The organism is Mycolicibacter engbaekii (assembly GCF_002101585.1).
In the GTDB taxonomy this organism is placed as follows: Bacteria; Actinomycetota; Actinomycetes; order Mycobacteriales; family Mycobacteriaceae; genus Mycobacterium; species Mycobacterium engbaekii.
The window spans coordinates 85875-108234 of sequence record NZ_LQOT01000021.1; the positions used below are offsets into that span (position 1 = coordinate 85875).

Genomic DNA, 22360 nt, shown 5'->3' on the forward strand with positions numbered 1-22360 from the left:
CAGAACACAACCATGATCGAAACAGCACCCGGCCTGAAACTGGTCTGCACCGAGACCGAGAGGACCATCTGATGGTTAGAGCAATCACCGCCCTGGTGCTGACCGCCGGGGGGCTGGCTCTGTCTCCGGCCCCGCAGGCCGAGGCTGTGCCTTGTGTGCACCGAGGCAGGCAGCACGTCGTCCAACACGCCAACGGAAACGTGGACGCCGACTCCCGCTGGCACGTCCTACGGGGCGAGGCTGCGACCTGCGATACCGGCGGAGGCGCCGCGAGCACCGAGGACACCTGGGAGCGTCGCCAGGAGGACATCGACCGGGAGCGCCACGGCTGGTGACGCAAACTGCGGCCGGCTACGCCGCTAACCTGACCGGGTGAATCTCGATCCGAACCAGGCATCCCTGCGCGAAGCGTGCGACACCGGCCTGCTCGCCGGTGTGGTGACCCTCGTCTGGCAGCGCGGCTCGGTGCTGCAGGTCAACGAGATCGGGTATCGCGACGTCCGGGCCGGACTGCCGATGACCCGCGACACCGTCTTCCGGATCGCCTCCATGACCAAGCCGGTCACCGTCGCCGCCGTGATGACCCTGGTGGACGAGGGCCGACTGGCGCTCACCGACCCCATCGCCCACTGGCTGCCGGAGTATTCCGCGCCGCGGGTGCTGACTGACCCTTCCGGTTCGCTCGAGGCGACCACCGCGGCGCGTCGGGCGCTCACCGTCGAAGATCTGATGACGCACCGCTGCGGCATCGGCTACGGCTTCTCGGTGCCCGGACCCATCGCACGGGAGTACCAGCGGTTGCCCTTCGGCCGCGGCCCGGAGGCCTGGCTGGCGGCGCTGGCCGCGCTGCCCCTGGTGGATCAGCCCGGCGAACGGGTGACCTACGGGCACGGCACCGACGTGCTGGGCGTGCTGCTGTCACGCATCGAGGGCAAGCCGCTGCCGCAGGTGCTCGAGGAGCGGATTCTGGGACCGCTGGGCATGACCGACACCGGTTTCTGCGTGACGCCGCAGGCGCGCGGCCGCGGCGCCACCATGTACCGCCTGGACGGCGATGTGCTGCGCGACGACGCGATGGGGCCGATGCCCATCCGCATGCCGGCTTTTCCCAACGCCGGCGGCGGTTTGATGTCCACCGCCGACGACTACCTGGCGTTCGCCCGGATGCTGTTGGCCGACGGCGTGTTCGACGGCACCCGGGTGCTGTCGGCGAAATCGGCGCAGGCGATGCGCGCCGACCGACTCACCCCCGAGCAGAAGCGACACTCGTTTCTGGGTGCGCCGTTCTGGGTCGGCCGCGGGTTCGGGCTGAACCTGTCGGTGGTCTCCGACCCGGCGAAGTCGCAGCCGCTGTTCGGACCCGGCGGCGCGGGGGCGTTCGGCTGGCCGGGCGCCTACGGCACCTGGTGGCAGGCCGATCCGTCCGCCGATCTGATCCTGATCTACCTGATCCAGAACTCGCCGACGTTGGCCCCGGATGCGGCGTCCGCCATCGCCGGCAACACGTCGGTCGCCAAACTGCGGGTTGCGCAGCCGAAATTCGTCCGCAGGACCTACGCGGCGCTGGGCTTGTGAAGCCGGCTCAACCAGCGCCGCCGGCAAGCCCGGCGCCGGCACGGCGGGCCGTTTCCAGGGCGGTTTCGCGCATCTGGGCGCGCTCCTCGGCGGTCCACCGCGTCGTCGGCTCGACCACCAGTGTCTCGACGGTGTAGCCGAGCATGGTGAACACGTACTCCAGGTAGGGCCGCTGAAAGTCCTGCAGGTCGGCCCGGTTGCCGTCGTAGGCGCTGGAGCGGGTCAAGATGAGTTGAACCGGCTTGCCGGCGCCCAGCGTCCCCACGTGCTCGCCGCGCTCGTTGACGGTGAAGCTGGCCATGGGCTGCACGATGATGTCGATCCATGCCTTGAGGGCGTGCGGCACATGCCAATTCCACATCGGCGAGGAGATCACCAGCCGGTCGAACTGGCGAACCCGGTCGATCTCGGCCAGCACCTGCGACCAGATCTGCTTCTGCTCCGGCGTCCGGCGTTCGCCGTAGAGGGGGGCGAACTTGGCGAACGCGGCCTCCCGCCCGAACACCAGCATCTCCTCGCTCCACACCGAGAACCGCTCGACGTCGCCGACCGCGGCGCTGGGTGCGGCCTGCAGGAAGGCCTCGGCCAGCGCCGAGGACAGCGAATGTTCTTCTTTGGGGCTTGCCCGCACCCACAGCGTCTTCATCGTCAGATCATCGAGATCGGCGAGATCTTCACGCCCGCCTCGAGCGCGCCGGCCAGCTCACGCGCCACGTCATAGTCGAACACCACGTGGCCGCAGATGACGTCGACGTCGCGTTTGGCGCGCTGCATCGGGTTGGTCACGAACTGCGCGCTGGCCCCGGAGGCTTCGAGCAGATCGGCGATCACGGCCCGGGATTCGTGGACGATGTGGGCGGCGGCCGCGCGCGCGTCGGCACGCGCGGAGCGGCTGATCCGCTCCCGGGCGTCCACGGCGTCCTGAATCCGGCCGACGGTGTCCTCGAGCAGCCCGCGCAGGGCGCGCAGCCGAACCCGGGCGTCGCCGAGGCGGATCTGGGCGGCCGGCTGGTTCTTCTGCGCGGCACCGGAATAGGCGAGCACGCGTTGTGTCAAACGCTCGGCGAACAGGTCCGTGACCCATTCGGCCGACCCGAGGGCGGGCATCGCCGCGGCCAGCGCCAGCGCCGGCACCATCGGCCATCGATACGCCGACGCGTCGTGCAGGTCGGCGCCCGGGGCGGTGCCGGAGTAGATGTCGACGACCTTGACCAGCCGGTGCGCAGGGACGAACACATCGTCGATCAGCACGTCGTTGGAGCCGGTGGCCCGCATGCCCGCGGTGTGCCAGACGTCCTCGACCCGGATGTCGTTGGCGGGCAACAACACCAGCGCCGGGTAAGGGGCGTCGTCGGGGCCGCAGATCGCCCCCACCATGATCCAGTCGCATTCCATCACCCCGGTGGCCCACGACCACCGCCCGGAAAGCCGGATGCCGTCGCCGTCGGGCACCCCGCGGCCGGTCGGCGCCAGCGGCGCCGGGCACAGCACCGGCCCGCCGGCGAACACCTCGTCCTGGGCCTGCTCGCCGAAGAGCGCCAGCATCCAGTTGTGCAGCATGTAGAACCCGAGCGTCCAGGCGCTCGACGCGCAACCGTGGGCCATGCGCCGAATCGGGTCCAGGATCTCGGGGAACTCGGCCTGCCGGCCGCCGTAGCGCGCCGGCAGGAGCAGACCGGCAAGCCCCGAGTTGCGGAAGTCCTCGACGGTCTCGTCCGGCAACCGGCGCAGTTCTTCGGCTGCCGCGGCGCGCTGCGCCAGGCGCGCGACGAATTCGTCGGTCAACTCGGGTGCGGTCGTGGTCGTCATGCCCGGACCGTACCATACCTTTTGGTATGGTCGTCAGTGCCGCAGCATCACATCCAGGAACTTCTCCCGGCGGCCCGCCGCGCGCGGGCTCGGCGCCGAACCGGACAGGTGCAGAAAGCCGATACCGGCGGCGAAGGTGGCGTTGGCCCGCATATCGGCCTCCTCGGGCGCGAAGCCCTCATCGAGGAACACCTGCCGGACCGCGTGCAGCACCCGACGGTCCGAGGCGGCCACCGCCGAGGCGACGGCCTCCTCCGAACGCGCCCATTCCCGCATCGCGCGTTCGAGGATCCAGTGGCCGGGGCTCACCAGCGCGGTCATCATGTGCGACAGGCGCTCGCGCGGCGGCAGCGACGAGAGCGCATCGAAGTCGCCGCGGTCTTCGTCGCGCACCGCCGCCCAGGTGTCCACCATCGCCTGCCGGTAGGACTTCATGTCGGCGAAGTGCCAGTAAAAGCTGCCCTTGGTGACCCCGAGCCGCCGGCACAGCCGGTCGATGGTCAGCGCCTTGACGCCGTCCTCGGCCAAAATCCGGAACCCGGCCTGCACCCAGTCCTGCGCGGACAGCCGATTGCCGCCGCGCGCACCGTCGGTCGTGGCCATGCCGAGTCAGCGTAGTGACCGCAGGCGCCTCCGGCGCGGCTGCCCGTGCGACGCCGCTGCCCTGCGGCCGGAACGGCCGTACTAAGCACCCGCCTGGACGGCCCGGGTGTAGCGGTCCAAGGCGTCCTGGGTGAACACCGCCAGTCCCAGTTCGGGGTTGTAGCCGTGGATCTCCTTGACGTCGAGCTCGGCCAGGAAGTACAGGATCTCCTTGGAGATCACCTGACCGGGAACCAGCACCGGGAAGCCGGGCGGGTACGGCACGACGAAGGTGGTCGACACCAGCGTCTTGCCGTCCGCGACCCGGCGACCGGCATCCCCGAGCAGCACATGCTCGCGGTCGGCCTCCTCGTAGCCGTCGTAGAACGCCGCGCGCATGTCGCCGATCGGGCTGCTGGTGCCCCCGGGGCGAAAGGCCGGGGCAAACGCGCTGAAGTCCGGCAGCGGCGGCAGGTCCTCGGTGATCTCGGTGACCCGCCGACGCTGCAGGGCACGGTCGTCGGCGCCGGCGGTGGTCCAGGCTCGATCGAGTTCGCCCGCGACCCGCCGCAGCGCGTCGAGCAGATAGTGCACGCTCGACCAGGTGACCCCGATGGTGAAGATCAACAACACCGAGTTGATCGACGTCTTGTTGATCTGAATGCCGAACCGCTGCATCAGGACCTTCTCGCGGAAGTCATAGCCGGTCATCCCGGTCTTGCCGACGTACAGCGTCACCCGCGTCGGGTCGAGGACGAACTCGTCGGACCGCCAGGCCTCGTTCCACGACCCCAGCGCCCCCTGGCGCACCTCCCGGTAGGAGCTGACCGCGGACTCCCGGAATCGATCGGGAACCAGGTCGCTCTCGTCGAGGATGTGGAACCACTTGCCGATCAGCCGGTCCTTGCGGACCCGGTGGCGAAACACCAGCGCCATGTCGTACACCCGCCGCACCATGTCGAAGCCCTCGATATCCACCTGGCGGCGGGCCAGGTCCAGGGATGCGAGCAGTTGCTGGTTGGGCGAGGTCGAGGTGTGGGTCAAAAACGCCTCGGCGAACGATTCCCGGGCCAGTGCGTTGAAGTCCTGGTCGCGGATATGGATCATCGACGCCTGGCGCAGTGCCGACAGCGATTTGTGCGTCGAATGGGTCGCATACACCCGCACCCGCGCCGACGGGTGCGGCAGCAGTCGATGCTCGCTCCACTGGTCGCGGTCGATGCCTTCCATGCGGTCGTGCCACGCCTGATACTCCCGGGCGTAGTGGGCCGAGCCCAGGGTGGCCTCCAGCCCTTCGGCGGCCACCATCGCGGTGCGCTGGCGAGCCCACGGCACCGCGGTGGCGAACGCGTACCACGCCTCGTCCCACAGGAAGCAGATGTCGGGCTTGATCGCCAGGATCTCTTCCATCACCCTGCGCGGGTTGTAGACGACGCCGTCGAAGGTGCAATTGGTCAGCAGCAGCATCCGGACGCGATGCAGCTGGCCGGCGGCCTCCAGGTCGAGCAAGGCGCGTTTGATGGTGCGCAGCGCCACCGCCCCGTAGATCGCGAACGGCGCCAGCGGATAGGCGTCCAGGTACAGCGGGTAGGCGCCGGCCAGCACCAGCCCGTAGTGGTGCGACTTGTGGCAGTTCCGGTCGATCAGGACGATGTCACCGGGCCGGGTCAGCGCCTGCACCACGATCTTGTTGGCCGTCGAGGTCCCGTTGGTGACGAAGTAGGTGTGGTCGGCGTTCCAGGTCTTGGCGGCCTTGTTCATCGCCACCCGGATAGTGCCGTGCGGGTCGAGCAACGAGTCGAGGCCGCCGGAGGTCGAGGAGGTCTCGGCCATAAAGATGTTGCGGCCGTAGAACTCTCCCATGTCCTGCAGCGTGCGCGAGTTGAAGATGCTGGCGCCACGCGCCACCGGAAGCGCGTGGAACTGGCCGACCGGCTCGGCCGCGTAGGCACGTAGGGCATCGAAAAACGGTGTGGCGTAGCGCTTTCGGATACCGGCAAGCACCGTGCTGTGCAGGTCGGTGACATCGTTGAGCCGATAGAAGCTGCGATCGTAGACGTCCGGCTCGTCTTCGGTGTCGGCGGCGATCGACTCGTCGGTCAGCAGGTACAGGTCGATGTGCGGGCGCAGCAGGCGCATCCACTCACCGCATTCGATGGCGTCGCGGCCGCCCCCGGCGCCGACCGCGTCGTCCTGTGCGCCGAGCAGCGTGGTCATCAGCGGCACGCGGTCGCGCGACCGCAACGGCAGGTCGTGGCGCACGATGGCGGCCTGGATCTCGCCGTTGAGCGCTACCGCGGTGACGGCGTCTTCGACGCTGGACACCACCAGCAGTTCGATCTGTACGTCGTCATCGGGGTTGCGCAGCCGGCGCAGGTTGTCGGCCAGGCTCTCCGGCGCATCCGGGGGCGAGTCGTCGGCCAGCAGCACCGTGTAGAACTGCTGCTGGCGGGCTTGGGCCACCAGTTCCTGCTCGGAGAGCGGCAGGCCGAGATCGAACAGCGCCGCCCGGTCGCCGTAGTCCGACAGCAGCCGCACCACCAGCGACACCCGCTCGGTCAGCGACACCGTCGCCAGCGACGCCAAGTGATCGCGGAAGACGGCCAGGTTCGCCGCGCCCGGAAACAGCCAGTACCGCTCGTAGGCGCCGAGCCGGTCGAGCAGGCGCTTGACCCGCGCGGCATGGTGGGCGGTGTCCAGGCCGGCCCGGTTGGCCTCGGCCAGTTGCCGGCAGGCGTCGTCGAGCAGGTTCCAGGTGTCGACCCGCGAATACGACGGGTTGGCCACCGCCGCCAGCGCCGATACCCGCAGTCTCCGATTCGGTGCGTCCCAGCCCTCGACCATAGGGCCAGTGTGCCTGCGCCACGGCCGCTGCTGGGCGCTTTCGCCCGACGTCCACGTCCGCCGGTGACGCAGCTTCAGTCCTGCGGGTCGGACTCCGCGGCGGGCTCAGCTTCGTGCGCCTGCGCTTCGGCCGGCTCGGGCGCGGTGGCCCCGCGGACCGCCAGCGACGCCGCCCGCAGTTGCGGCGTCACCAGCATCACCTGACCGAGCACGCCGTTGACGAAGCCCGGCGAGTCGTCGGTGGACAGCTCCTTGGCCAGCTTCACCGCCTCGTCCACGGCCACCGGCTCGGGCACGTCGTCGGCGTGCAGCAGCTCCCAGATCGCCACCCGCAGGATCGCGCGGTCCACGGCGGGCAGCCGCTCGAGCTTCCAGCCCTGCAGGTGCGAGGTGATCAGGTCGTCGATGTGCGCGCTGTGCTCGGTCACCCCGCGCGCCACCAGCACGGTGTAGGGGTGCAGCGGGGAGACGTCGGGCTGCTCAGTGGCCAGCTTCGACCGCAACTCGGCGCCCTCGGCCGGGGTCAGGCCCCGGGCCTCGGCCTCGAAGAGCAGATCGACCGCGCGCTTGCGGGCCTGGTGCCGGCCCTTTACCGGCTTGCCAGCGGGCATGGTCAGGAGTTGACCCGTCCCAGATAGCTGCCGTCGCGGGTGTCGATCTTCAGCTTGTCTCCTGTGTTGATGAACAGCGGCACGTTGATCTGGGCGCCGGTCTCCACGGTGGCCGGCTTGGTGCCCGCGCTGGACCGGTCTCCCTGCAGGCCGGGCTCGGTGTGGGTGACCACCAACTCGACGCTGACCGGCAGCTCCAGGTACAGCGGCACCCCGTTGTGGAAGGCGATCTGCACCAGCATGCTCTCCAGCAGGTAGTTGGCCGAGTCACCGACCAGCGACTCCGGCAGCGGGTGCTGCTCGTAGTCTTCGCTGTCCATGAACACGAAGTCGTTGCCGTCGCGGTACAGGTAGGTGGCATCGCGGCGGTCGACGGTGGCGGTCTCCACCTTCACGCCCGCGTTGTAGGTCTTGTCGACCACCTTGCCCGACACCACGTTCTTGAGCTTGGTGCGGACGAAGGCCGGGCCCTTGCCCGGCTTGACGTGCTGGAACTCGGTGATCTGCCAGAGCTGGCCGTCGATCACCAGTACCAGCCCGTTTTTGAAATCAGCAGTTGAAGCCACGGCTTTATGTCTCCTAGAGGATGGTCAGTTCCTTGGGGAACCGAGTCAGCAGGTCCGGGGGTGTCCCGGCGGGCGCTGAAGGTCCACCGCCTACCACCAGCGTGTCCTCGATGCGGACGCCGCCACGATCGGCCAGATAGACGCCGGGCTCTACGGTCACCACAGCACCGGCAAGCAGTGTACCGTCGGCCGTCGCATTGATTCCGGGCGCTTCGTGAATTCGCAGCCCCACCCCGTGCCCGAGGCCGTGCCCGAAGGTCTCGGCATAGCCGGCTTCGGCGATCACCGTCCGCGCGGCCGCGTCCACCTCGCGCAGTGGCGCACCCGGGCGCAGGGCCTCCCGGCCGGCCCGCTGCGCGGCCTCGACCACCGCATAGATCTCCCGTTGCCAATCGGCGGGCGGCCCCAGCACGAAAGTGCGGGTCATGTCCGAGTGGTAGCCGGCCACCAGCGCCCCGAAGTCGATCTTGACGAAGTCGCCGGCAGCCAGCACCGCGTCGGTGGGCCGGTGATGCGGGATCGCCGAATGCGGACCCGCCGCCACGATCGTCTCGAACGACGGCGCGTCGGCACCGTGGTCGAGCATCAGGGCTTCCAGTTCACGGGCGACGTGGCGCTCCGAACGCTCCGGACGCAGGCCGCCGCGCTCCACCAGATCTGTCAGGGCCGCGTCGGCGGCCTCGCAGGCGAGTCGCAGCAGGGCCACTTCCCCGGCGTCCTTGACCTCCCGCAACGCCTCCACCGTGTTCGAGGCCCGGACCAGCTCGACGGGCTTTTCGGTGGCTGGCGCCGGCAATGCCGCCGCCAGGGCGTCGAATTGGTCCACGGTCACCACGTGCGCCTCGAAGCCGACCCGGCGGGCGCCGGCCGCCGCGGCTTCGCCGATCAGGTGGCGCGCGCCGCTGCGTTCGATGGCGACGTGCAGGTCGGGTGCCTGCCGGGCGGCCTGGGTCCGGTAGCGGCCGTCGGTGGCCAGGACCGGTGCCCGATCATCGGCGTAGACCAGCAGCGCACCGGCCGAGCCGGTGAATCCGGACAGATAGCGCACGTTGATCAGGTCGGTGACCAGCATCGCGTCCAGGTCCAGGGCTGCGATTGCGGCACTGAGACTCGCCCTGCGGGAGGAATGTGTCACGCGGTGTGACGGTACTCGCTACGCTGTGGCCCCATGAGCAAGTGGTTTCGGCGTGGACTGGTCTTCGCCGCGGTGATGGTCGTGGTCCGCCTCATCCAGGGGGTGCTGATCAATGCCTTCGAAGCGCAGGCGGGTCTGATCAGCCTGGTGCTGATGATCTTGTTCGCGATCGCCGTGTTCGTCTGGGGTCGTTCCGACGGCCGCGAGGACGCCAAGGCCGAAGCCGACCCGGACCGGCGCAGCGACCTCGCGATGACCTGGCTGGGCGCCGGACTGGTGGCCGGGCTGCTCAGTGGATTCGTCTCGTGGGTTATCGGCCAGTTCCACAAGGGGCTCTACATCAGCTCGTTCTTCAACGAGCTGACCAGCTTCGCGGCCTTCACCGCACTGCTGGTGTTCGTGGTTGCGGTGGCCGGCGTTGCGCTCGGGCGTCGTGCCATCGACAAGGAGTACGAGAAGCACCCGGAGCGCCGCCCCATCCCGGCCGCCGCTGAGGCGCAGAGCCAGCCGACCGACGTGTTCGCCACCGTCGGGGCTCCGGTTGTCGCTGCCGAGGAGACCGGCGCCGTATCGGCTGACACCGCGCCCGAGGCGACACTGGCCGGCCCCTCAGCGGGCTTCACCACCGAGGAGTTCCCGGCCGACGCCGATGCCGAGGCCACCACCGAGTTCCCGGTGATCAAGGACGACGGCGCCGTCGCGGCTCAGTCCGACGACTCGGCGGCCGACGACTCGGCGGCCGACGACTCCGCCAAGTAGCGCAACGCCAGCAGATACCCGCGCACCCCGAGCCCGACGATCACCCCGTCGGCGACCGGGCTCAGGTAGGAGTGCCGCCGAAAGTCTTCGCGCGCATGCACGTTGGAGATGTGCAGTTCGATGAGCGGGGCGCGCAGCTCGGCGCAGGCATCGCGCAGCGCCACCGAGGTGTGCGTCAGTCCGCCGGCATTGAGGATCACCGGTTCGGCGGCGTCGGCCGCGGCGTGCACCCAGTCCAGCAGCTCGGCCTCGCTGTCGCTCTGGCGCACCACCACCTCGACCCCGAGCTCGGCCGCTTCGCGTTCGATCAGCGCCTGCAGGTCCGCATAGCTGGTGCTGCCGTACACCTCCGGCTCACGCCGGCCCAGCCGCTGCAGGTTGGGGCCGTTGATGACGTTGATTCGGCTCATCGTCGCTCCAATCGGAATCGCCGCCCCACCTCGTCGTAGGCGGCGGCCAGCAGCATCGGGTCCGGGCCTTCCAGCCGGCCCGGCTTGGCCAGTCCGTCGAGTACCACGAACCGCAGCACACCGGCTCGAGTCTTCTTGTCCCCCATCATGTATTCCAGCAGGGCCGGCAGCGCGTCCTCGTAGTAGCTGACCGGCAGTCCCAGCGACAGCAGGATCGAACGATGCCGATCGGCGGTCGCGTCGTCCAGGCGCCCGGTGATGCGGGCCAGTTCGGCGGCGAACACCAGCCCGACCGACACCGCGTCGCCGTGGCGCCATTGGTAGTGCTCCAAGGCTTCGATGGCGTGCGCCAACGTGTGCCCGTAGTTGAGGATTTCGCGTAGGTCCGACTCTTTCTCGTCGGCTGCGACCACCTCGGCCTTGACGGTGATCGCCCGCCGGATCAGCTCACCGAGCACCTCGCCCGCCGGATCCATCGCCGCGGCGGGATCGGCCTCGATCAGGTCCAGGATCACCGGGTCGGCGATGAAGCCGGCCTTGACGATCTCCGGCATGCCCGCGACGATCTCGCGCTTCGGCAACGTCTCCAGCGTGGCCAGGTCGACGACCACCGCGGCGGGCTGGTGAAAAGCCCCGACCAGGTTCTTGCCCGCTTCGGTGTTGATGCCGGTCTTGCCGCCCACCGCGGCGTCCACCATCGCCAGCAACGTGGTGGGCACATGCACGATCGAAATGCCGCGCAACCAGGTCGCCGCGGCGAATCCCGCGACATCGGTCGCCGCGCCGCCGCCCAGACTGACCAGTGCGTCGCGGCGGTCCAGGCCGATGCGCCCCAGCACGTCCCAGATGAATCCGAGCACCTGCAGGGACTTACCGTCCTCGGCGTCGGGAATCTCGATGCGGTGCGCCTCGATCCCCTTGTCGGCGAGGTAGGTTCGGATGCCCTCCGCGGTCGCCTCCAGCGTCGGCTGGTGCAGGATCGCGACCTTGTTTCGCCCGGCGAGCAGCTCGGCGAGATCACCGAGCAGGCCTTTGCCGATCACCACCGGGTACGGCGGGTTGGTCGCCACCGTCACGGTGACGGGCTCGGGTATGTCGGTCACTTGCGTCCTCCGGTCTGTCGGGCGGCCAGGGTGGCGGGGGTGGGCGGCGCCCCGGTGGGTGCCGCCGGCGGCGGGGTCGTTCGGCCGGTGGTCGCGCCGGCCTCCAGCCGAGACACGATATAGCGCACCACTGCACCGGGGTTGCGCCGGTTGGTGTTGACCCGGATCGTCGCGAGCCGCCGGTACAGCGGCACCCGCTGCGACATCAGTTCTCGGTACTTCTCCGCCCGGCCGGGACCGGCGAGCAGCGGCCGAACCGTGCTGCCCCCGGTGCGCCGGATGCCTTCGGCGGCGCTGATCTCCAGGAAGACCACCGGATGTCCGGCCAATGCGTCACGCACTCCGGGGGTGGTCACGGCTCCCCCGCCGAGTGACAGCACACCGGGGTGCTCGGCCAGCGCCTCCCGGATCACCTCTTCTTCGATACGGCGGAACTCCGGCTCGCCGTCGGTGGCGAAGATGTCGGCGATGGTCCGCCCGGTGCGGGCTTCGATGGCGGCATCGGTGTCGAGGAACTCCACATCGAGGGCCTTGGCCAGGCGCCGTCCGATGGTGGACTTGCCCGCCCCGGGCAACCCCACCAGAACCGCTCTGGGCGTCACCGCTGCCGCCGATGCAGAACGGAGTGATCAGAAGAGGGCGGCGTGAGCACGGCGGCTACCCCGATGCCAGATCCTGGTCGGCGACCGGCACCCGCTCGGCCACCGAACGGCGATAGCCCTCGATGTTGCGGCGGGTTTCGGCCAGCGAGTCGCCGCCGAACTTGGCCAACGCGGCACGTGCCACGACCAGCGCCACCATGGCTTCGGCCACCACACCGGCGGCCGGTACCGCGCACACGTCCGAGCGCTGGTGGATGGCGACGGCTTCCTCGCCGGTGGCCATGTCCACGGTGGCCAGGGCCCGCGGCACCGTGGAGATCGGCTTCATCGCCGCGCGCACCCGTAACGGCAGGCCGTTGGTCATCCCGCCTTCGAGGCCGCCGGCCCGGTTGGTGGAGCGCATCACGCCGTCCGGACCGGGGTACATCTCGTCGTGCGCTGCGCTGCCCCGGCGGCGAGCGGTGGTGAAGCCGTCGCCGATCTCGACGCCCTTGATCGCCTGGATGCCCATGATCGCCGCGGCCAGCTGGCTGTCCAGGCGGTCATCGCCGCTGGTGAAGGAGCCCAGTCCGATCGGCAGGCCGGACACCACCACCTCGACCACGCCGCCCAGGGTGTCGCCGTCGGCCTTGGCCGCCTCGATCTCGGCGATCATGGACGCTTCGGCCTGCCCGCAGAACGCGCGCACCGGGCTGGCGTCGATGGCCGCCAAGTCCGACGGTTGCGGCACCGGACCGTCGTAGGGTTCGGAGGCGCCGATCGAGATCACGTGGGAGATCACCTGCACCCCCAGTGCCTGATCCAAAAACGCCCGGGCAATGGTCCCGGCGGTGACGCGTGCGGCGGTCTCGCGGGCGCTGGCCCTTTCGAGCACCGGACGGGCGTCGTCGAAGCCGTACTTGAGCATGCCCGCGAAGTCCGCGTGGCCGGGCCGGGGCCGGGTGAGCGGCGCATTGCGGGCACCGCCCTCGCCGGCCAGCACGGCCGGGTCCACCGGATCGGTGGCCATCACCGTCTCCCACTTGGGCCATTCGGTGTTGCCGATCTCAACGGCGATCGGACCGCCCAGCGTGACCCCGTGGCGCACCCCGGACAGCACGGTGACCGCATCGGCCTCGAACTTCATCCGCGCCCCGCGGCCATAGCCCAGCCGACGGCGGGCAAGCTGCCCGGCGATGTCGGCCGAGGTGACGGTCACCCCGGCGACCATGCCCTCGACCATGGCGACCAGCGCGCGACCGTGTGACTCCCCGGCAGTTATCCAACGCAACACGTGTCTCATCTTCCCATGCCGGTCAGGCCCACCTGGGCTTGGAGGAGTTTACGGTTGCGGACAGGCACTACCGGGGCGGCACGAACCGAACAGGAGGTCCGGCCGGCACCCGCAGGGCGGCTCAGGAACCGTTTTTAAGGATCAGGTAGGTGACGGCATCCGGGCCGTTGCTCGGCGAGGTCACCGCTTTGAGCTGGCTGCCGGCATTGCCGACCACCCCATCGAGGATCTGGTCGAAATCCTCAGCGGACGCCTCGGGATCGATCAGCACCAGCGGAGAATCGCCTGGCGACACGGCGGTATTCGGATCCAGCAGATAGCCGCCGAACGCATCCGCGTTGGCCGACGAGGTCTGCGCAAACAGGTCCAACCACTGCACGGTGGCGTCGGTTCCCTCGGCGCTGGACAGCTGAACCGCCGGCACCTGCACGTCAGGCAGGGACGGCGAAGCCATGTTGCTGGCCAGAACGGTGCCGCCGACGACAACCGCACCAGCAGCGGCCACGGCCCCAATCACAGCTCGCTTCACGGTCACCCCCTCTTGGCTACACCCGGTAAACAGCAGGTCAATACGGTTGATATTAGCTAAAAATGGGCTGAGCGGCAAACATATCCTGGCAAGATCACATTCGCCGTTAATTTGCTTTCCCTCAGCTCAGCACCCGGATGCGCCCCGCGAACAGTCCGTATTCAGCGCATTCCCAAGCCGGTTGCCACCGCACTGGCCAGGCACATCGAGGGCCCGTGCGCGACGGTCCGGCCGCGCCGTGCCAGCGCCGTGCACAGCCCGCACAGCCCGGTCAGCAGCGGCGCCGACACCGCGGCCAGCAGCCAGACGTCGGCCCCGAAGGAGCCGGTGAGCGCCCCCAGCGCAACCGCCAGCTTCACGTCGCCGGCCCCCAATCCGTCCGGCGCGATCAGGTGCACCACCAGATACACCCCGGTCAGCGCTGCCGCACCGGCCAGCGCGGCCGGCCCACGGCCGGCCACGAAAGCCGCCGCGGGCACCGCCACGGCGGCGGGCAGCGTCAACCAGTTCGGCAGGCGGCGTTGCCGGAGGTCATAGCCGCTCAGCAGCGTCAGCCATACCACGACCAGGCCCGCCACCATGGCGTCATGCTCAGGCCGGCTCAGCGATCGCGCAAGTCATCTCCGCGCGGGGCGCAGGCCGGCCGGTGAACAACTCGACCTGGGTGAACGCTTGGTGCAGCAGCATCTGCAGGCCGCTGATCACGGTTCCCCCGGCGGCGCTGACGGCAGCCGCCAGCGGTGTGGGCCACGGGTCGTAGATCGCGTCCAGCAGCACCGGCACCCCGCCCAGCACCGGGGCGTATCGCGCCGCGACCTCGGCCGGCAGTGTGCTGACCAGCACCGAGGCGGCACCGGCCGCCTGGGCCAGGGCCGGGTCGTCGAGGGCACAGAAACGAGCCGACACGCCCATCTCGGTCGCCAGCGCGACCAGCCGAGCAGCCTTGTCAGGGTTTCGGGCGGCCACCGTGATGTGGCCGATTCCCAGTTCGGCCAGTCCCACCACCGCGGCCGGGGCGGTGCCGCCCGACCCCAGCACGACGGCCTCCCCGGAGACCGGCCCGGCCGTCCTCAGCGCCCCGGCCACCCCGTCGACGTCGGTGTTGTCGGCCAACCACCCGGTCGCGGTGCGTACCAGCGTGTTCGCCGAACCGATGCGCTCGGCGCGCCGGGTCCGCTCGTCGGCCACCGCCAGGGCCGCGAATTTGCCCGGCATGGTGACCGAGAGTCCGACCCATTCCGGCCCGAGGCCGGCGACCAGTGCGGGCAATTCCTGCGCGCCGCACTCGATGCGTTCGTAGGTCCAGTCCTGCAGGCCCAGGGCCCGGTAGGCCGCCAGGTGCAGCTGAGGTGAGCGGGAGTGGGCGATCGGCGAGCCCAGTACCGCGGCCCGGCGCGGCCCGGGCTCAGCGGGAACTGTCGAGGACACCGTTGTCCAGCGCCATCTCGATATTGCTCAGGTGCTGCTGATAGTTGTGGGTGAACAATGTGGTGCCGTCCTTGTCGATCGTCACGAAGTACAGCCAGTCTCCGGGTTCGGGATGCTCGGCGGCGTTGAGGGCGTCTCTGCCCGGCGAGCAGATCGGCGTGGCCGGCAGTCCCTCGGAGGCATAGGTGTTCCAGGGCGTCACCTTGGCGCGGTCGGCGTCGGTGGTGGCCACCTCCTGGCGGTCCAGCGGATAGTTGACCGTCGAGTCGAATTCCAGGCGCTGCGGCACCCCCAGCCGGTTGTCGATGACCCGGGCCACCTTGGCGAAGTCGTGCGGAAGCGCCTCCCGCTGCACCAGCGAGGCCACCACCAGCATTTCGTAGGGGGTCATGCCCAACTGTTCAGCGATGGCGGGCAGGCCGGAGCGGTCCAGCTCGGCGCTGCTCTGGCTGATCAGCTTCGCCAGCACGGTCGACGCCGTCGCGGTGGGATCCACGTTCCAGGTGCCGGCGGTGATCAACCCCTCGATGCGGCGGTGGTCGTGCCCGAGCCGGGTGACCGGCCCCAGCGCCCAGTCCGGGACCGCCAGGGCCTCGGGAGTCTCGGTCTCGGCGGCGCGCCGCAGCTCTTGGACGGTCAGGCAGTGCCGATCGCCGTTGAGTTCCAGACAGCTGGCCTCGGCGATCAGCGTGAACAGTCCAGCGGTCACCCGCTCGGTCTTCATGTCGGTGGTGTCGTCGAGCTGGCGCCCTTCGGGAATCACCAGCTTGCCCACCCGGTTCGCCGGGTCGGTGAGCTGGCGCACCGCACTGGCGGCCGGGATCTCGGTCCGCAGCCGGTAGAAGCCAGGCTGGATCGCCGCAATGGCGGAGTTGCCCTGCGCAGCACTGAGGAAGGTCGCGACGTCGGCGATCACCCCGGCACTGCGCAGCGTCTCGCCGACAGCGGTCGTGTAGTCGCCCTCGCGGACCTCGATCAGCACCTGGGGGCCGCCATCGCCGGTGAAGTCGACCACCGGACCGCGCGCGTGCCACAGCTTGGAGCCCACGAACACCGCGGCGATCAACACCAGGGCAACCGCCCCGGCGCCAAGACCGCGGACCAGGCGGCGCTGCCGGTTGCGCTGGCGCCGCGACCGTCTCTCACGGGCCCGCTCGGTCCGGCTCATCCGGCGCCGCGGCGGCCCGACCGCTGCCGGTTTGGCTCGCTTCCCCGACCTGGCGTCAGACATCGTCGTCCTCCGTCGGCAGGGCCGAGCCGGTCATCGCCCGGCGCTGGTCGAGCCAGCTCTGCAGGATCGTCACCGCGGCCGCTTGGTCGATCACCGACCGCTGCCGTTTGGAGCGGACACCGGCCGCGTGCAGGTCACGCGCCGCGCTGACGGTGCTCAGGCGTTCGTCGGCCAGCCGCACCGGGGCGCGCCGGCCGCGCTGCGCCAGCACCCGCGCCAGGCCGTCGGCCACGCTGAGGGCGTCCTGCGCGGCCGACCCGGCCCGGTCCGCCAGGGTCCGGGGCAGGCCCACCACCACTTCGACGACGTCGTATTCATCGGCCAGGTCGGCCAGCCGGCGCAGGTGCGATCCCGACGAGTGCCGTCGAACGGTCTCCACCGGGGTCGCCAGCAGGCCGTCGGGGTCGCAGCAGGACACGCCGATTCGCACGCTGCCCACATCCACCCCGAGCCGCCGGCCGCGGCCGGGATCGTCCGGTCCGCCGGGCCGGTCGGGGCTGCGATGGTGGGGTGAGGTCACGCCGGCGCGCTCCGGGCGACCGCCGCGCGGAGGGCCGCCAACGCGGCATCGATTCCGCCGGGGTCCTTGCCGGAGCCCTGCGCCAAGTCGGCCTTGCCGCCGCCGCGGCCCGAGACCGCCGCCGCCACATCCTTGACCAGATCGTCTGCGCGCAGCCCGAGTTCCTGCGCGGCGGCGTTGGCGGCCACCACGTAGGGCACGCTGTCTGCGCCGTCGGCGATCAGCGCCACCACCGCGGCCTCCTGCCCCAGCTTGCCGCGAATATCGCCGACCAGCGACCGCAGGTCGCCGGCACCGATGCCCGCGGGCATCCGCTGCGCCACGAGACGGACGTCACCGACCTTCTCGGCGCCGGCCGCGGCGGTCGAGGCCGCCGCCCGCGCATTGGCCAGCCGGACGCGGTCCAGTTCCTTCTCGGCCGCGCGCAGCCGTTCCACCAGCGTCGCCACCCGGGCGGGCACTTCCTCGGAGGGCACCTTCAGCGAGGAGGCCAGGCCGGCCATCAGTGCACGCTCCTTGGCCAGATGCCGGAAAGAGTCCAGCCCCACGTAGGCCTCGACGCGGCGCACCCCGGAGCCGACCGAGGATTCGCCCAGGATGGTCACCGGACCGATCTGCGCCGAGCTGCCCACATGCGTCCCGCCGCACAGCTCCAGGGAGAAGGGGCCGCCGATCTCGACGACCCGCACCTTCTCCGGGTAGCGCTCGCCGAACATCGCCATGGCCCCCATGGCCTTGGCCTTCTCGAGCTCTTCGGTGAAGGTGTGGACCTCGAAGTCAGCCTGTACGGCCTCGTTGGTGACCTCCTCGACCTGGCGGCGCTGCTCATCGGAGAGCGCCCCCTGCCAGTTGAAGTCGAACCGCAGATAGCCCGGCCGGTTCAGCGAGCCGGCCTGAACAGCGTTGGGCCCCAGCACTTGCCGCAACGCGGCGTGCACCATGTGGGTGCCCGAGTGGCCTTGGGTGGCACCCTTGCGCCAGGTGGGGTCGACGGCCGCGGTGACCGTGTCGCCCTCGACGAATTCGCCGGATTCGACGTTGACCCGGTGCACGAACAGCGTCTGAGCGATCTTCTGCACGTCGGTCACCATGGCCTTGGACGGCCCGGCGGTGATGGTCCCCACATCGGCGATCTGCCCACCGGCCTCGGCGTAGAGCGGGGTGCGGTCGAGCACCAGCTCGACGCGATCGGGGTGCCCCCCGACACCGGCCGTGTCGTGGGAGACCACGGGCACCCGCTTGCCGTCGACGAAGATGCCCAGAATGCGGGCGTCGGTGGTGAGCGTGTCGAACCCGGTGAACTCGGTGGGTCCGGCGTCGATCAGCTCCCGGTAGGCGGTCAAGTCGGCGTGCGCGTGCTTGCGGGCGGCCGCGTCGGCTTTGGCGCGCCGGCGCTGCTCGGCCATCAGGGCGCGGAAACCGGACTCGTCGACCTGCAGACCGGCCTCCGAGGCCATCTCCAAGGTGAGTTCGATCGGAAAACCGTAGGTGTCGTGCAGGGTGAAGGCATCGCTGCCGGACAGCACCGTGACCCCGGCGGCCTTGGTCGCCGCCGCCGCTTCGTCGAACAGCTTGGATCCCGACGCCAGGGTCCGGTTGAACGCGGTCTCCTCGGCCACGGCGATCCGGCTGATCCGGTCGAAGTCGGTGACCAATTCCGGATATGACGGCCCCATGGCGTCGCGCACGGTGGCCATCAGGTCGCCGACTATCGGACCCTCGATACCCAGCAGCTTGGCCGAGCGGATCACCCGGCGCAGCAGCCGGCGCAGCACATAGCCGCGGCCGTCATTGCCCGGGCTCACCCCGTCGCCGATCAGGATCGCCGCGGTGCGGGAGTGATCGGCGATGATCCGATAGCGCACGTCGTCGGCTTGGTTGCCGGTGTTGTAGCCGCGCGGCGCCCGGGTCGCGACCAGGTCGATGACCGGGCGGACCAGATCGGTCTCGTAGACGTTGGGCACGCCCTGGAGCAGGAAGGCGACCCGCTCGATCCCCATCCCGGTGTCGATGTTCTGGCGCGGCAGCGGTCCGAGGATCTCGAAGTCCTCCTTGGAGGTGCCCTCGCCCCGCTCGTTCTGCATGAAGACGAGGTTCCAGATCTCGATGTAGCGGTCCTCGTTGGCCACCGGCCCGCCGTCGACACCGAACTCCGGGCCGCGGTCGTAGTAGATCTCCGACGACGGTCCGCACGGTCCCGGGATACCCATCGACCAGTAGTTGTCGGCCATGCCGCGGCGCTGGATCCGCTCGAGCGGCAGTCCCGCGATCTCCTGCCACAACGCGATGGCCTCGTCGTCGTCGAGATAGACAGTGGCCCACAGCCGTTCCGGGTCCAGCCCGTATCCGCCGTTATCGACACTGTTGGTCAGCAGCGTCCAGGCCAGCTCGATGGCGCCGCGCTTGAAATAGTCGCCGAACGAGAAGTTGCCGGCCATCTGGAAGAAGGTGTTGTGCCGGGTGGTGATGCCCACCTCGTCGATGTCCGGGGTCCGGATGCACTTTTGGATGCTCGTGGCAGTGGCATACGGAGGGGTCTGTTGGCCCAGGAAATACGGCACGAACTGCACCATGCCCGCATTGATGAACAACAGGTTGGGGTCATCCAGGATGACCGAAGCGCTCGGCACTTCGGTGTGGCCCGCTTTCACGAAGTGATCGAGGAAGCGCTTCCTGATCTCGTGTGTCTGCACTTTCTATCGCTTCCCGCCGTCTCGCCCGTTTCGACGGCACTACAGTACCGGTCTGCCGATCGTCGCCTCGGCAGGCAAGGATCCTCAGGTGGCGTCGGCACCGACAAAGCTCAGTCGCACGCTGCGGCGAGGGTTGTCACGGTTGAGGTCGACCAGAACCACCGACTGCCAGATTCCCAGAAGTGGCTCGCCGTTCGCCACCGGAACGGTGATCGACGGCGCCACGATCGCCGGCAACACATGGTCGGCCCCGTGCCCCGGCGACCCGTGCGCGTGGCGATAGCGGTCGTCGCGCGGCAGGAGTCGCTCCAGCGTGGCGACCAGATCGGAGTCGGACCCGGCGCCCGTCTCGATGATCGCCACTCCCGCCGTCGCGTGCGGCACGAAGACGTTGCACAGCCCGTCACCGTGGCCGGCGCAGAACGAGCGCACCTGCGCGGTCAGGTCGACGGTTTGACGCCGGGAGGTGTCGACATCGAGCACTTCGGTGTTCACGCTGTCCAGCCTACGGACGTTCCGGCGGGCTCCGTCAGTCCACGTAACCGCGCTCGTCCGGGTCCAACCGTGCACGTTTTCCTGCGGCCGCGACGCAGCTCCGGATGAGCCGAATTGCCTATTGCCACACCCCCTTCGGCGGAGGAGGGTGGTACCTAGGCCGGTGGCGTCACCGGGGCGCTACCCCGTTCAAGGGAGCCCTATCGTGTACGCACGCTCCACCACTGTGATCGCGCAATCCTTACCGCTTGACGAGGGGATTGCACATATTCGTGATGAGGTCATGCCCGCACTCCAACAGATCGATGGGTGTGTGGGTGTGTCGCTGTTGGTCGATCGACAGACTGGCCGCTGCATCGCTACCACTTCGTGGGAGACCAAGGAGGCGATGCAATCCAGCACCGAGCATGTCCGGCCGATTCGGGACCGGGCCGCGATGACGTTCGGCGGATCGCCCACCGTCGAAGAGTGGGACATTGTGGCGCTGCACCGCGACCACCCCACGCACGCCGGCGCATGCGTCCGGGCCACCTGGGTGAAAGTGCCACCGGAGCGGATGGACGAAGGCATCGAGTACTACAAGTCATCGGTGCTACCGCAACTCGAGGGTCTCGACGGGTTCAGCAGCGCGAGCCTGATGGTCGACCGTGCATCGGGCCGCGGCGTCTCGTGTACCACGTTCGACAGCCAGGCAGCCATGGAGCGAAGCCGCGACCAGGCGGCTGAGATCAAAGCTCAATCGATGCGGGAGGCCGGCGCTGAAGAACTCGACGAGTGCGAGTTCGAACTGGCACTGGCTCACTTGAGAGTGCCCGAACTGGCGTAGCGGGCTGGTCGCCGTCACGGTCGACGGCGAATGATCGCGCGCAGCCGCGCCAGGCGCCCGCTGATCTCGCGTTCGGCTCCCCGGCTGGTGGGCTGGTAGTAGTCCACGCCCACCAGATCGTCGGGCGGATACTGCTGCGGCACCACCCCGTCGGGATGGTCGTGGGCGTAGCGGTAGCCCACCGCGTTGCCCAGTGACTGCGCTCCCGCGTAATGCCCGTCGCGCAGGTGCGCCGGAACCGCCCCGGCCTTGCCGGCCCGGATGTCGGCCATCGCCGCGCCCAGCGCTGTGGTCACGGCGTTGGACTTCGGAGCGGTCGCCAGGTGCACGGTGGCGTGCGCCAAGGTGAGCTGCGCCTCGGGCATGCCGATCAGCGCGACGGTCTGCGCGGCGGCCACCGCGGTCTGCAGCGCGGTCGGGTCGCCCATCCCGATGTCTTCGCTGGCCAGGATCATCAGCCGGCGCGCGATGAACCGCGGGTCCTCCCCCGCGACCAGCATCCGGGCCAGGTAGTGCAACGCGGCGTCGACGTCGGAGCCGCGCACCGATTTGATGAAGGCGCTGATGACGTCGTAGTGCTGGTCGCCGTCGCGGTCGTAGCGCACCGCAGCCTGGTCCAGGGAACCCTCGACGATCTCCACGGTCACCCGCTGGCCGGCCTCAGCAGCCACTTCCAGCGCGGTCAAGGCCCGGCGGGCGTCGCCGGCGGCCAACCGAACCAGCAGGTCGACGGCGTCGGGTGTCACCTCGATGCGCCCGCCCAGGCCGCGTTCGTCATCGATGGCGCGCCGCACCACGGTGGCGATGTCCTCGGGCCCCAGCGGCCGCAGCTGCAGGATCAGCGACCGGCTCAGCAGCGGGGCGACCACCGAGAACGACGGGTTCTCGGTGGTGGCGGCCACCAGCAGCACCACCCGGTTCTCCACCGCGGCCAGCAACGCGTCCTGCTGGGTCTTGGAGAACCGGTGCACCTCATCGATGAACAACACGGTCTGCTCGCCGTAGGCGGCCGCGCGTCGCGCGGTGTCGATCACGGCGCGCACCTCTTTGACCCCGGCACTCAGCGCCGAGAGCGCCTCGAAGCGCCGGCCGGTAGCGCCGGAGATCAGCGAGGCCAGCGTGGTCTTTCCGGTGCCGGGCGGGCCGTAGAGAATGACCGAGGCAGCCCCGGAGCCGTCGACCAGCCGGCGCAGCGGAGACCCCTGCCCCAGCAGGTGATCCTGGCCGACCACCTCGTCGAGGGACGCCGGACGCATCCGCACCGCCAACGGCGTGGACGGGGCCGCGCCGGGTTCGGGCGCCGGCGCCCCGGTGAGGTCGAACAGTCCGTCGGACACGCCTTCAGGCATACCATTCCCGCCTGGACGCC

Annotated in this window: 23 protein-coding genes; 4 read left to right on the top strand and 19 right to left on the bottom strand. The window is 69.7% G+C overall.

Going from position 1 to position 22360, the window contains the following annotated elements; all coding sequences use genetic code 11:
* Positions 1 to 71 precede the first annotated feature (71 nt).
* Both AWC02_RS05840 and AWC02_RS05845 read left to right on the top strand, forming a co-directional pair.
* Complete coding sequence (locus AWC02_RS05840) at positions 72 to 335, top strand: DUF7199 family protein (protein WP_085127829.1); 264 nt, start codon at positions 72 to 74, stop codon at positions 333 to 335.
* Between the two features lie 37 nt (positions 336 to 372).
* Positions 373 to 1575, top strand: coding sequence for a serine hydrolase domain-containing protein (locus AWC02_RS05845; protein WP_085127830.1), 1203 nt, complete (start codon positions 373 to 375; stop codon positions 1573 to 1575).
* A 7-nt stretch (positions 1576 to 1582) separates the two neighbouring features.
* On the opposite strand, the gene AWC02_RS05850 is transcribed toward AWC02_RS05845, so the two are convergent.
* The 7 genes from AWC02_RS05850 to AWC02_RS05880 all read right to left on the bottom strand — a co-directional run bounded on the left by AWC02_RS05850 (position 1583) and on the right by AWC02_RS05880 (position 9122).
* Complete coding sequence (locus AWC02_RS05850; RefSeq protein ID WP_085127831.1) at positions 1583 to 2221, bottom strand: FMN-dependent NADH-azoreductase; 639 nt, start codon at positions 2219 to 2221, stop codon at positions 1583 to 1585.
* 2 nt (positions 2222 to 2223) lie between these two features.
* The gene (locus AWC02_RS05855; RefSeq protein WP_085127832.1) at positions 2224 to 3384 is read right to left on the bottom strand and encodes an acyl-CoA dehydrogenase family protein; all 1161 of its coding nucleotides are present in this window, start codon (positions 3382 to 3384) and stop codon (positions 2224 to 2226) included.
* Between the two features lie 33 nt (positions 3385 to 3417).
* A complete protein-coding gene (locus AWC02_RS05860; RefSeq protein ID WP_085127833.1) occupies positions 3418 to 3987 on the bottom strand; it encodes a TetR/AcrR family transcriptional regulator in 570 nt (189 codons plus the stop codon).
* Between the two features lie 81 nt (positions 3988 to 4068).
* A complete protein-coding gene (locus AWC02_RS05865) occupies positions 4069 to 6810 on the bottom strand; it encodes an aminotransferase class I/II-fold pyridoxal phosphate-dependent enzyme (protein WP_085127834.1) in 2742 nt (913 codons plus the stop codon).
* 74 nt (positions 6811 to 6884) lie between these two features.
* Positions 6885 to 7421, bottom strand: coding sequence for a transcription antitermination factor NusB (nusB, locus tag AWC02_RS05870; RefSeq protein ID WP_085127835.1), 537 nt, complete (start codon positions 7419 to 7421; stop codon positions 6885 to 6887).
* Positions 7422 to 7423: 2 nt separating this feature from the next.
* Complete coding sequence (gene efp, locus AWC02_RS05875) at positions 7424 to 7987, bottom strand: elongation factor P (RefSeq protein WP_085127836.1); 564 nt, start codon at positions 7985 to 7987, stop codon at positions 7424 to 7426.
* 13 nt (positions 7988 to 8000) lie between these two features.
* The gene (locus tag AWC02_RS05880) at positions 8001 to 9122 is read right to left on the bottom strand and encodes an aminopeptidase P family protein (RefSeq protein WP_085127837.1); all 1122 of its coding nucleotides are present in this window, start codon (positions 9120 to 9122) and stop codon (positions 8001 to 8003) included.
* 33 nt (positions 9123 to 9155) lie between these two features.
* Between AWC02_RS05880 and AWC02_RS05885 the strand changes: the two genes are divergently transcribed.
* Positions 9156 to 9881, top strand: coding sequence for a B-4DMT family transporter (locus AWC02_RS05885; protein ID WP_109560887.1), 726 nt, complete (start codon positions 9156 to 9158; stop codon positions 9879 to 9881).
* Here AWC02_RS05885 and aroQ read toward each other — a convergent pair.
* The 11 genes from aroQ to AWC02_RS05940 form a co-directional block, all read right to left on the bottom strand.
* The gene (gene aroQ / locus AWC02_RS05890; protein WP_085127838.1) at positions 9827 to 10291 is read right to left on the bottom strand and encodes a type II 3-dehydroquinate dehydratase; all 465 of its coding nucleotides are present in this window, start codon (positions 10289 to 10291) and stop codon (positions 9827 to 9829) included. The genes AWC02_RS05885 and aroQ overlap by 55 nt on opposite strands.
* Entirely contained in the window at positions 10288 to 11385 is a 1098-nt protein-coding gene (aroB, locus tag AWC02_RS05895) for a 3-dehydroquinate synthase (protein WP_085127868.1), read from the bottom strand. The genes aroQ and aroB overlap by 4 nt, the downstream gene beginning before the upstream one ends.
* A gap of 5 nt (positions 11386 to 11390) precedes the next feature.
* The gene (locus AWC02_RS05900; protein WP_109560888.1) at positions 11391 to 11996 is read right to left on the bottom strand and encodes a shikimate kinase; all 606 of its coding nucleotides are present in this window, start codon (positions 11994 to 11996) and stop codon (positions 11391 to 11393) included.
* A gap of 55 nt (positions 11997 to 12051) precedes the next feature.
* Positions 12052 to 13278 (bottom strand): chorismate synthase, encoded by a 1227-nt coding sequence (aroC, locus tag AWC02_RS05905; RefSeq protein ID WP_085127839.1) that lies wholly within the window; start codon positions 13276 to 13278, stop codon positions 12052 to 12054.
* Positions 13279 to 13390: 112 nt separating this feature from the next.
* Positions 13391 to 13876, bottom strand: coding sequence for a hypothetical protein (locus AWC02_RS05910; RefSeq protein WP_237160336.1), 486 nt, complete (start codon positions 13874 to 13876; stop codon positions 13391 to 13393).
* An 83-nt stretch (positions 13877 to 13959) separates the two neighbouring features.
* Positions 13960 to 14379 carry a prepilin peptidase gene (locus tag AWC02_RS05915; protein WP_085127840.1) on the bottom strand — a complete coding sequence of 140 codons (420 nt, stop codon included), beginning with the start codon at positions 14377 to 14379 and terminating at the stop codon, positions 13960 to 13962.
* 10 nt (positions 14380 to 14389) lie between these two features.
* The gene (locus AWC02_RS05920) at positions 14390 to 15226 is read right to left on the bottom strand and encodes a shikimate dehydrogenase (RefSeq protein WP_085127841.1); all 837 of its coding nucleotides are present in this window, start codon (positions 15224 to 15226) and stop codon (positions 14390 to 14392) included.
* Positions 15204 to 16457, bottom strand: coding sequence for an endolytic transglycosylase MltG (locus AWC02_RS05925; protein ID WP_085127842.1), 1254 nt, complete (start codon positions 16455 to 16457; stop codon positions 15204 to 15206). The genes AWC02_RS05920 and AWC02_RS05925 overlap by 23 nt, the downstream gene beginning before the upstream one ends.
* The gene (gene ruvX, locus AWC02_RS05930) at positions 16450 to 16977 is read right to left on the bottom strand and encodes a Holliday junction resolvase RuvX (protein WP_085127843.1); all 528 of its coding nucleotides are present in this window, start codon (positions 16975 to 16977) and stop codon (positions 16450 to 16452) included. The genes AWC02_RS05925 and ruvX overlap by 8 nt, the downstream gene beginning before the upstream one ends.
* The gene (gene alaS, locus AWC02_RS05935; protein WP_085127844.1) at positions 16974 to 19670 is read right to left on the bottom strand and encodes an alanine--tRNA ligase; all 2697 of its coding nucleotides are present in this window, start codon (positions 19668 to 19670) and stop codon (positions 16974 to 16976) included. The genes ruvX and alaS overlap by 4 nt, the downstream gene beginning before the upstream one ends.
* Positions 19671 to 19754: 84 nt before the next feature.
* Positions 19755 to 20165: a secondary thiamine-phosphate synthase enzyme YjbQ gene (locus AWC02_RS05940; RefSeq protein WP_085127845.1), complete on the bottom strand. Its 411-nt coding sequence runs from the start codon at positions 20163 to 20165 to the stop codon at positions 19755 to 19757.
* A 205-nt stretch (positions 20166 to 20370) separates the two neighbouring features.
* Between AWC02_RS05940 and AWC02_RS05945 the strand changes: the two genes are divergently transcribed.
* Positions 20371 to 20991 (top strand): hypothetical protein, encoded by a 621-nt coding sequence (locus AWC02_RS05945; RefSeq protein WP_085127846.1) that lies wholly within the window; start codon positions 20371 to 20373, stop codon positions 20989 to 20991.
* Between the two features lie 14 nt (positions 20992 to 21005).
* Here the strand turns inward: AWC02_RS05945 and AWC02_RS05950 are convergent, their stop codons facing one another.
* The gene (locus AWC02_RS05950; RefSeq protein ID WP_207568001.1) at positions 21006 to 22340 is read right to left on the bottom strand and encodes a replication-associated recombination protein A; all 1335 of its coding nucleotides are present in this window, start codon (positions 22338 to 22340) and stop codon (positions 21006 to 21008) included.
* Positions 22341 to 22360 lie beyond the last annotated feature (20 nt).

Coding starts and splice junctions, on each gene's coding strand:
- AWC02_RS05840 (WP_085127829.1), top strand. CDS start 72: ATGGTTAGAGCAATCACCGCCCTGGTGCTGACCGCCGGGGGGCTGGCT.
- AWC02_RS05850 (WP_085127831.1), bottom strand. CDS start 2,221: ATGAAGACGCTGTGGGTGCGGGCAAGCCCCAAAGAAGAACATTCGCTG.
- AWC02_RS05855 (WP_085127832.1), bottom strand. CDS start 3,384: ATGACGACCACGACCGCACCCGAGTTGACCGACGAATTCGTCGCGCGC.
- AWC02_RS05860 (WP_085127833.1), bottom strand. CDS start 3,987: ATGGCCACGACCGACGGTGCGCGCGGCGGCAATCGGCTGTCCGCGCAG.
- AWC02_RS05865 (WP_085127834.1), bottom strand. CDS start 6,810: ATGGTCGAGGGCTGGGACGCACCGAATCGGAGACTGCGGGTATCGGCG.
- nusB (WP_085127835.1), bottom strand. CDS start 7,421: ATGCCCGCTGGCAAGCCGGTAAAGGGCCGGCACCAGGCCCGCAAGCGC.
- AWC02_RS05885 (WP_109560887.1), top strand. CDS start 9,156: ATGAGCAAGTGGTTTCGGCGTGGACTGGTCTTCGCCGCGGTGATGGTC.
- aroQ (WP_085127838.1), bottom strand. CDS start 10,291: ATGAGCCGAATCAACGTCATCAACGGCCCCAACCTGCAGCGGCTGGGC.
- aroC (WP_085127839.1), bottom strand. CDS start 13,278: ATGAGACACGTGTTGCGTTGGATAACTGCCGGGGAGTCACACGGTCGC.
- AWC02_RS05915 (WP_085127840.1), bottom strand. CDS start 14,379: ATGGTGGCGGGCCTGGTCGTGGTATGGCTGACGCTGCTGAGCGGCTAT.
- AWC02_RS05925 (WP_085127842.1), bottom strand. CDS start 16,457: ATGTCTGACGCCAGGTCGGGGAAGCGAGCCAAACCGGCAGCGGTCGGG.
- AWC02_RS05950 (WP_207568001.1), bottom strand. CDS start 22,340: ATGCCTGAAGGCGTGTCCGACGGACTGTTCGACCTCACCGGGGCGCCG.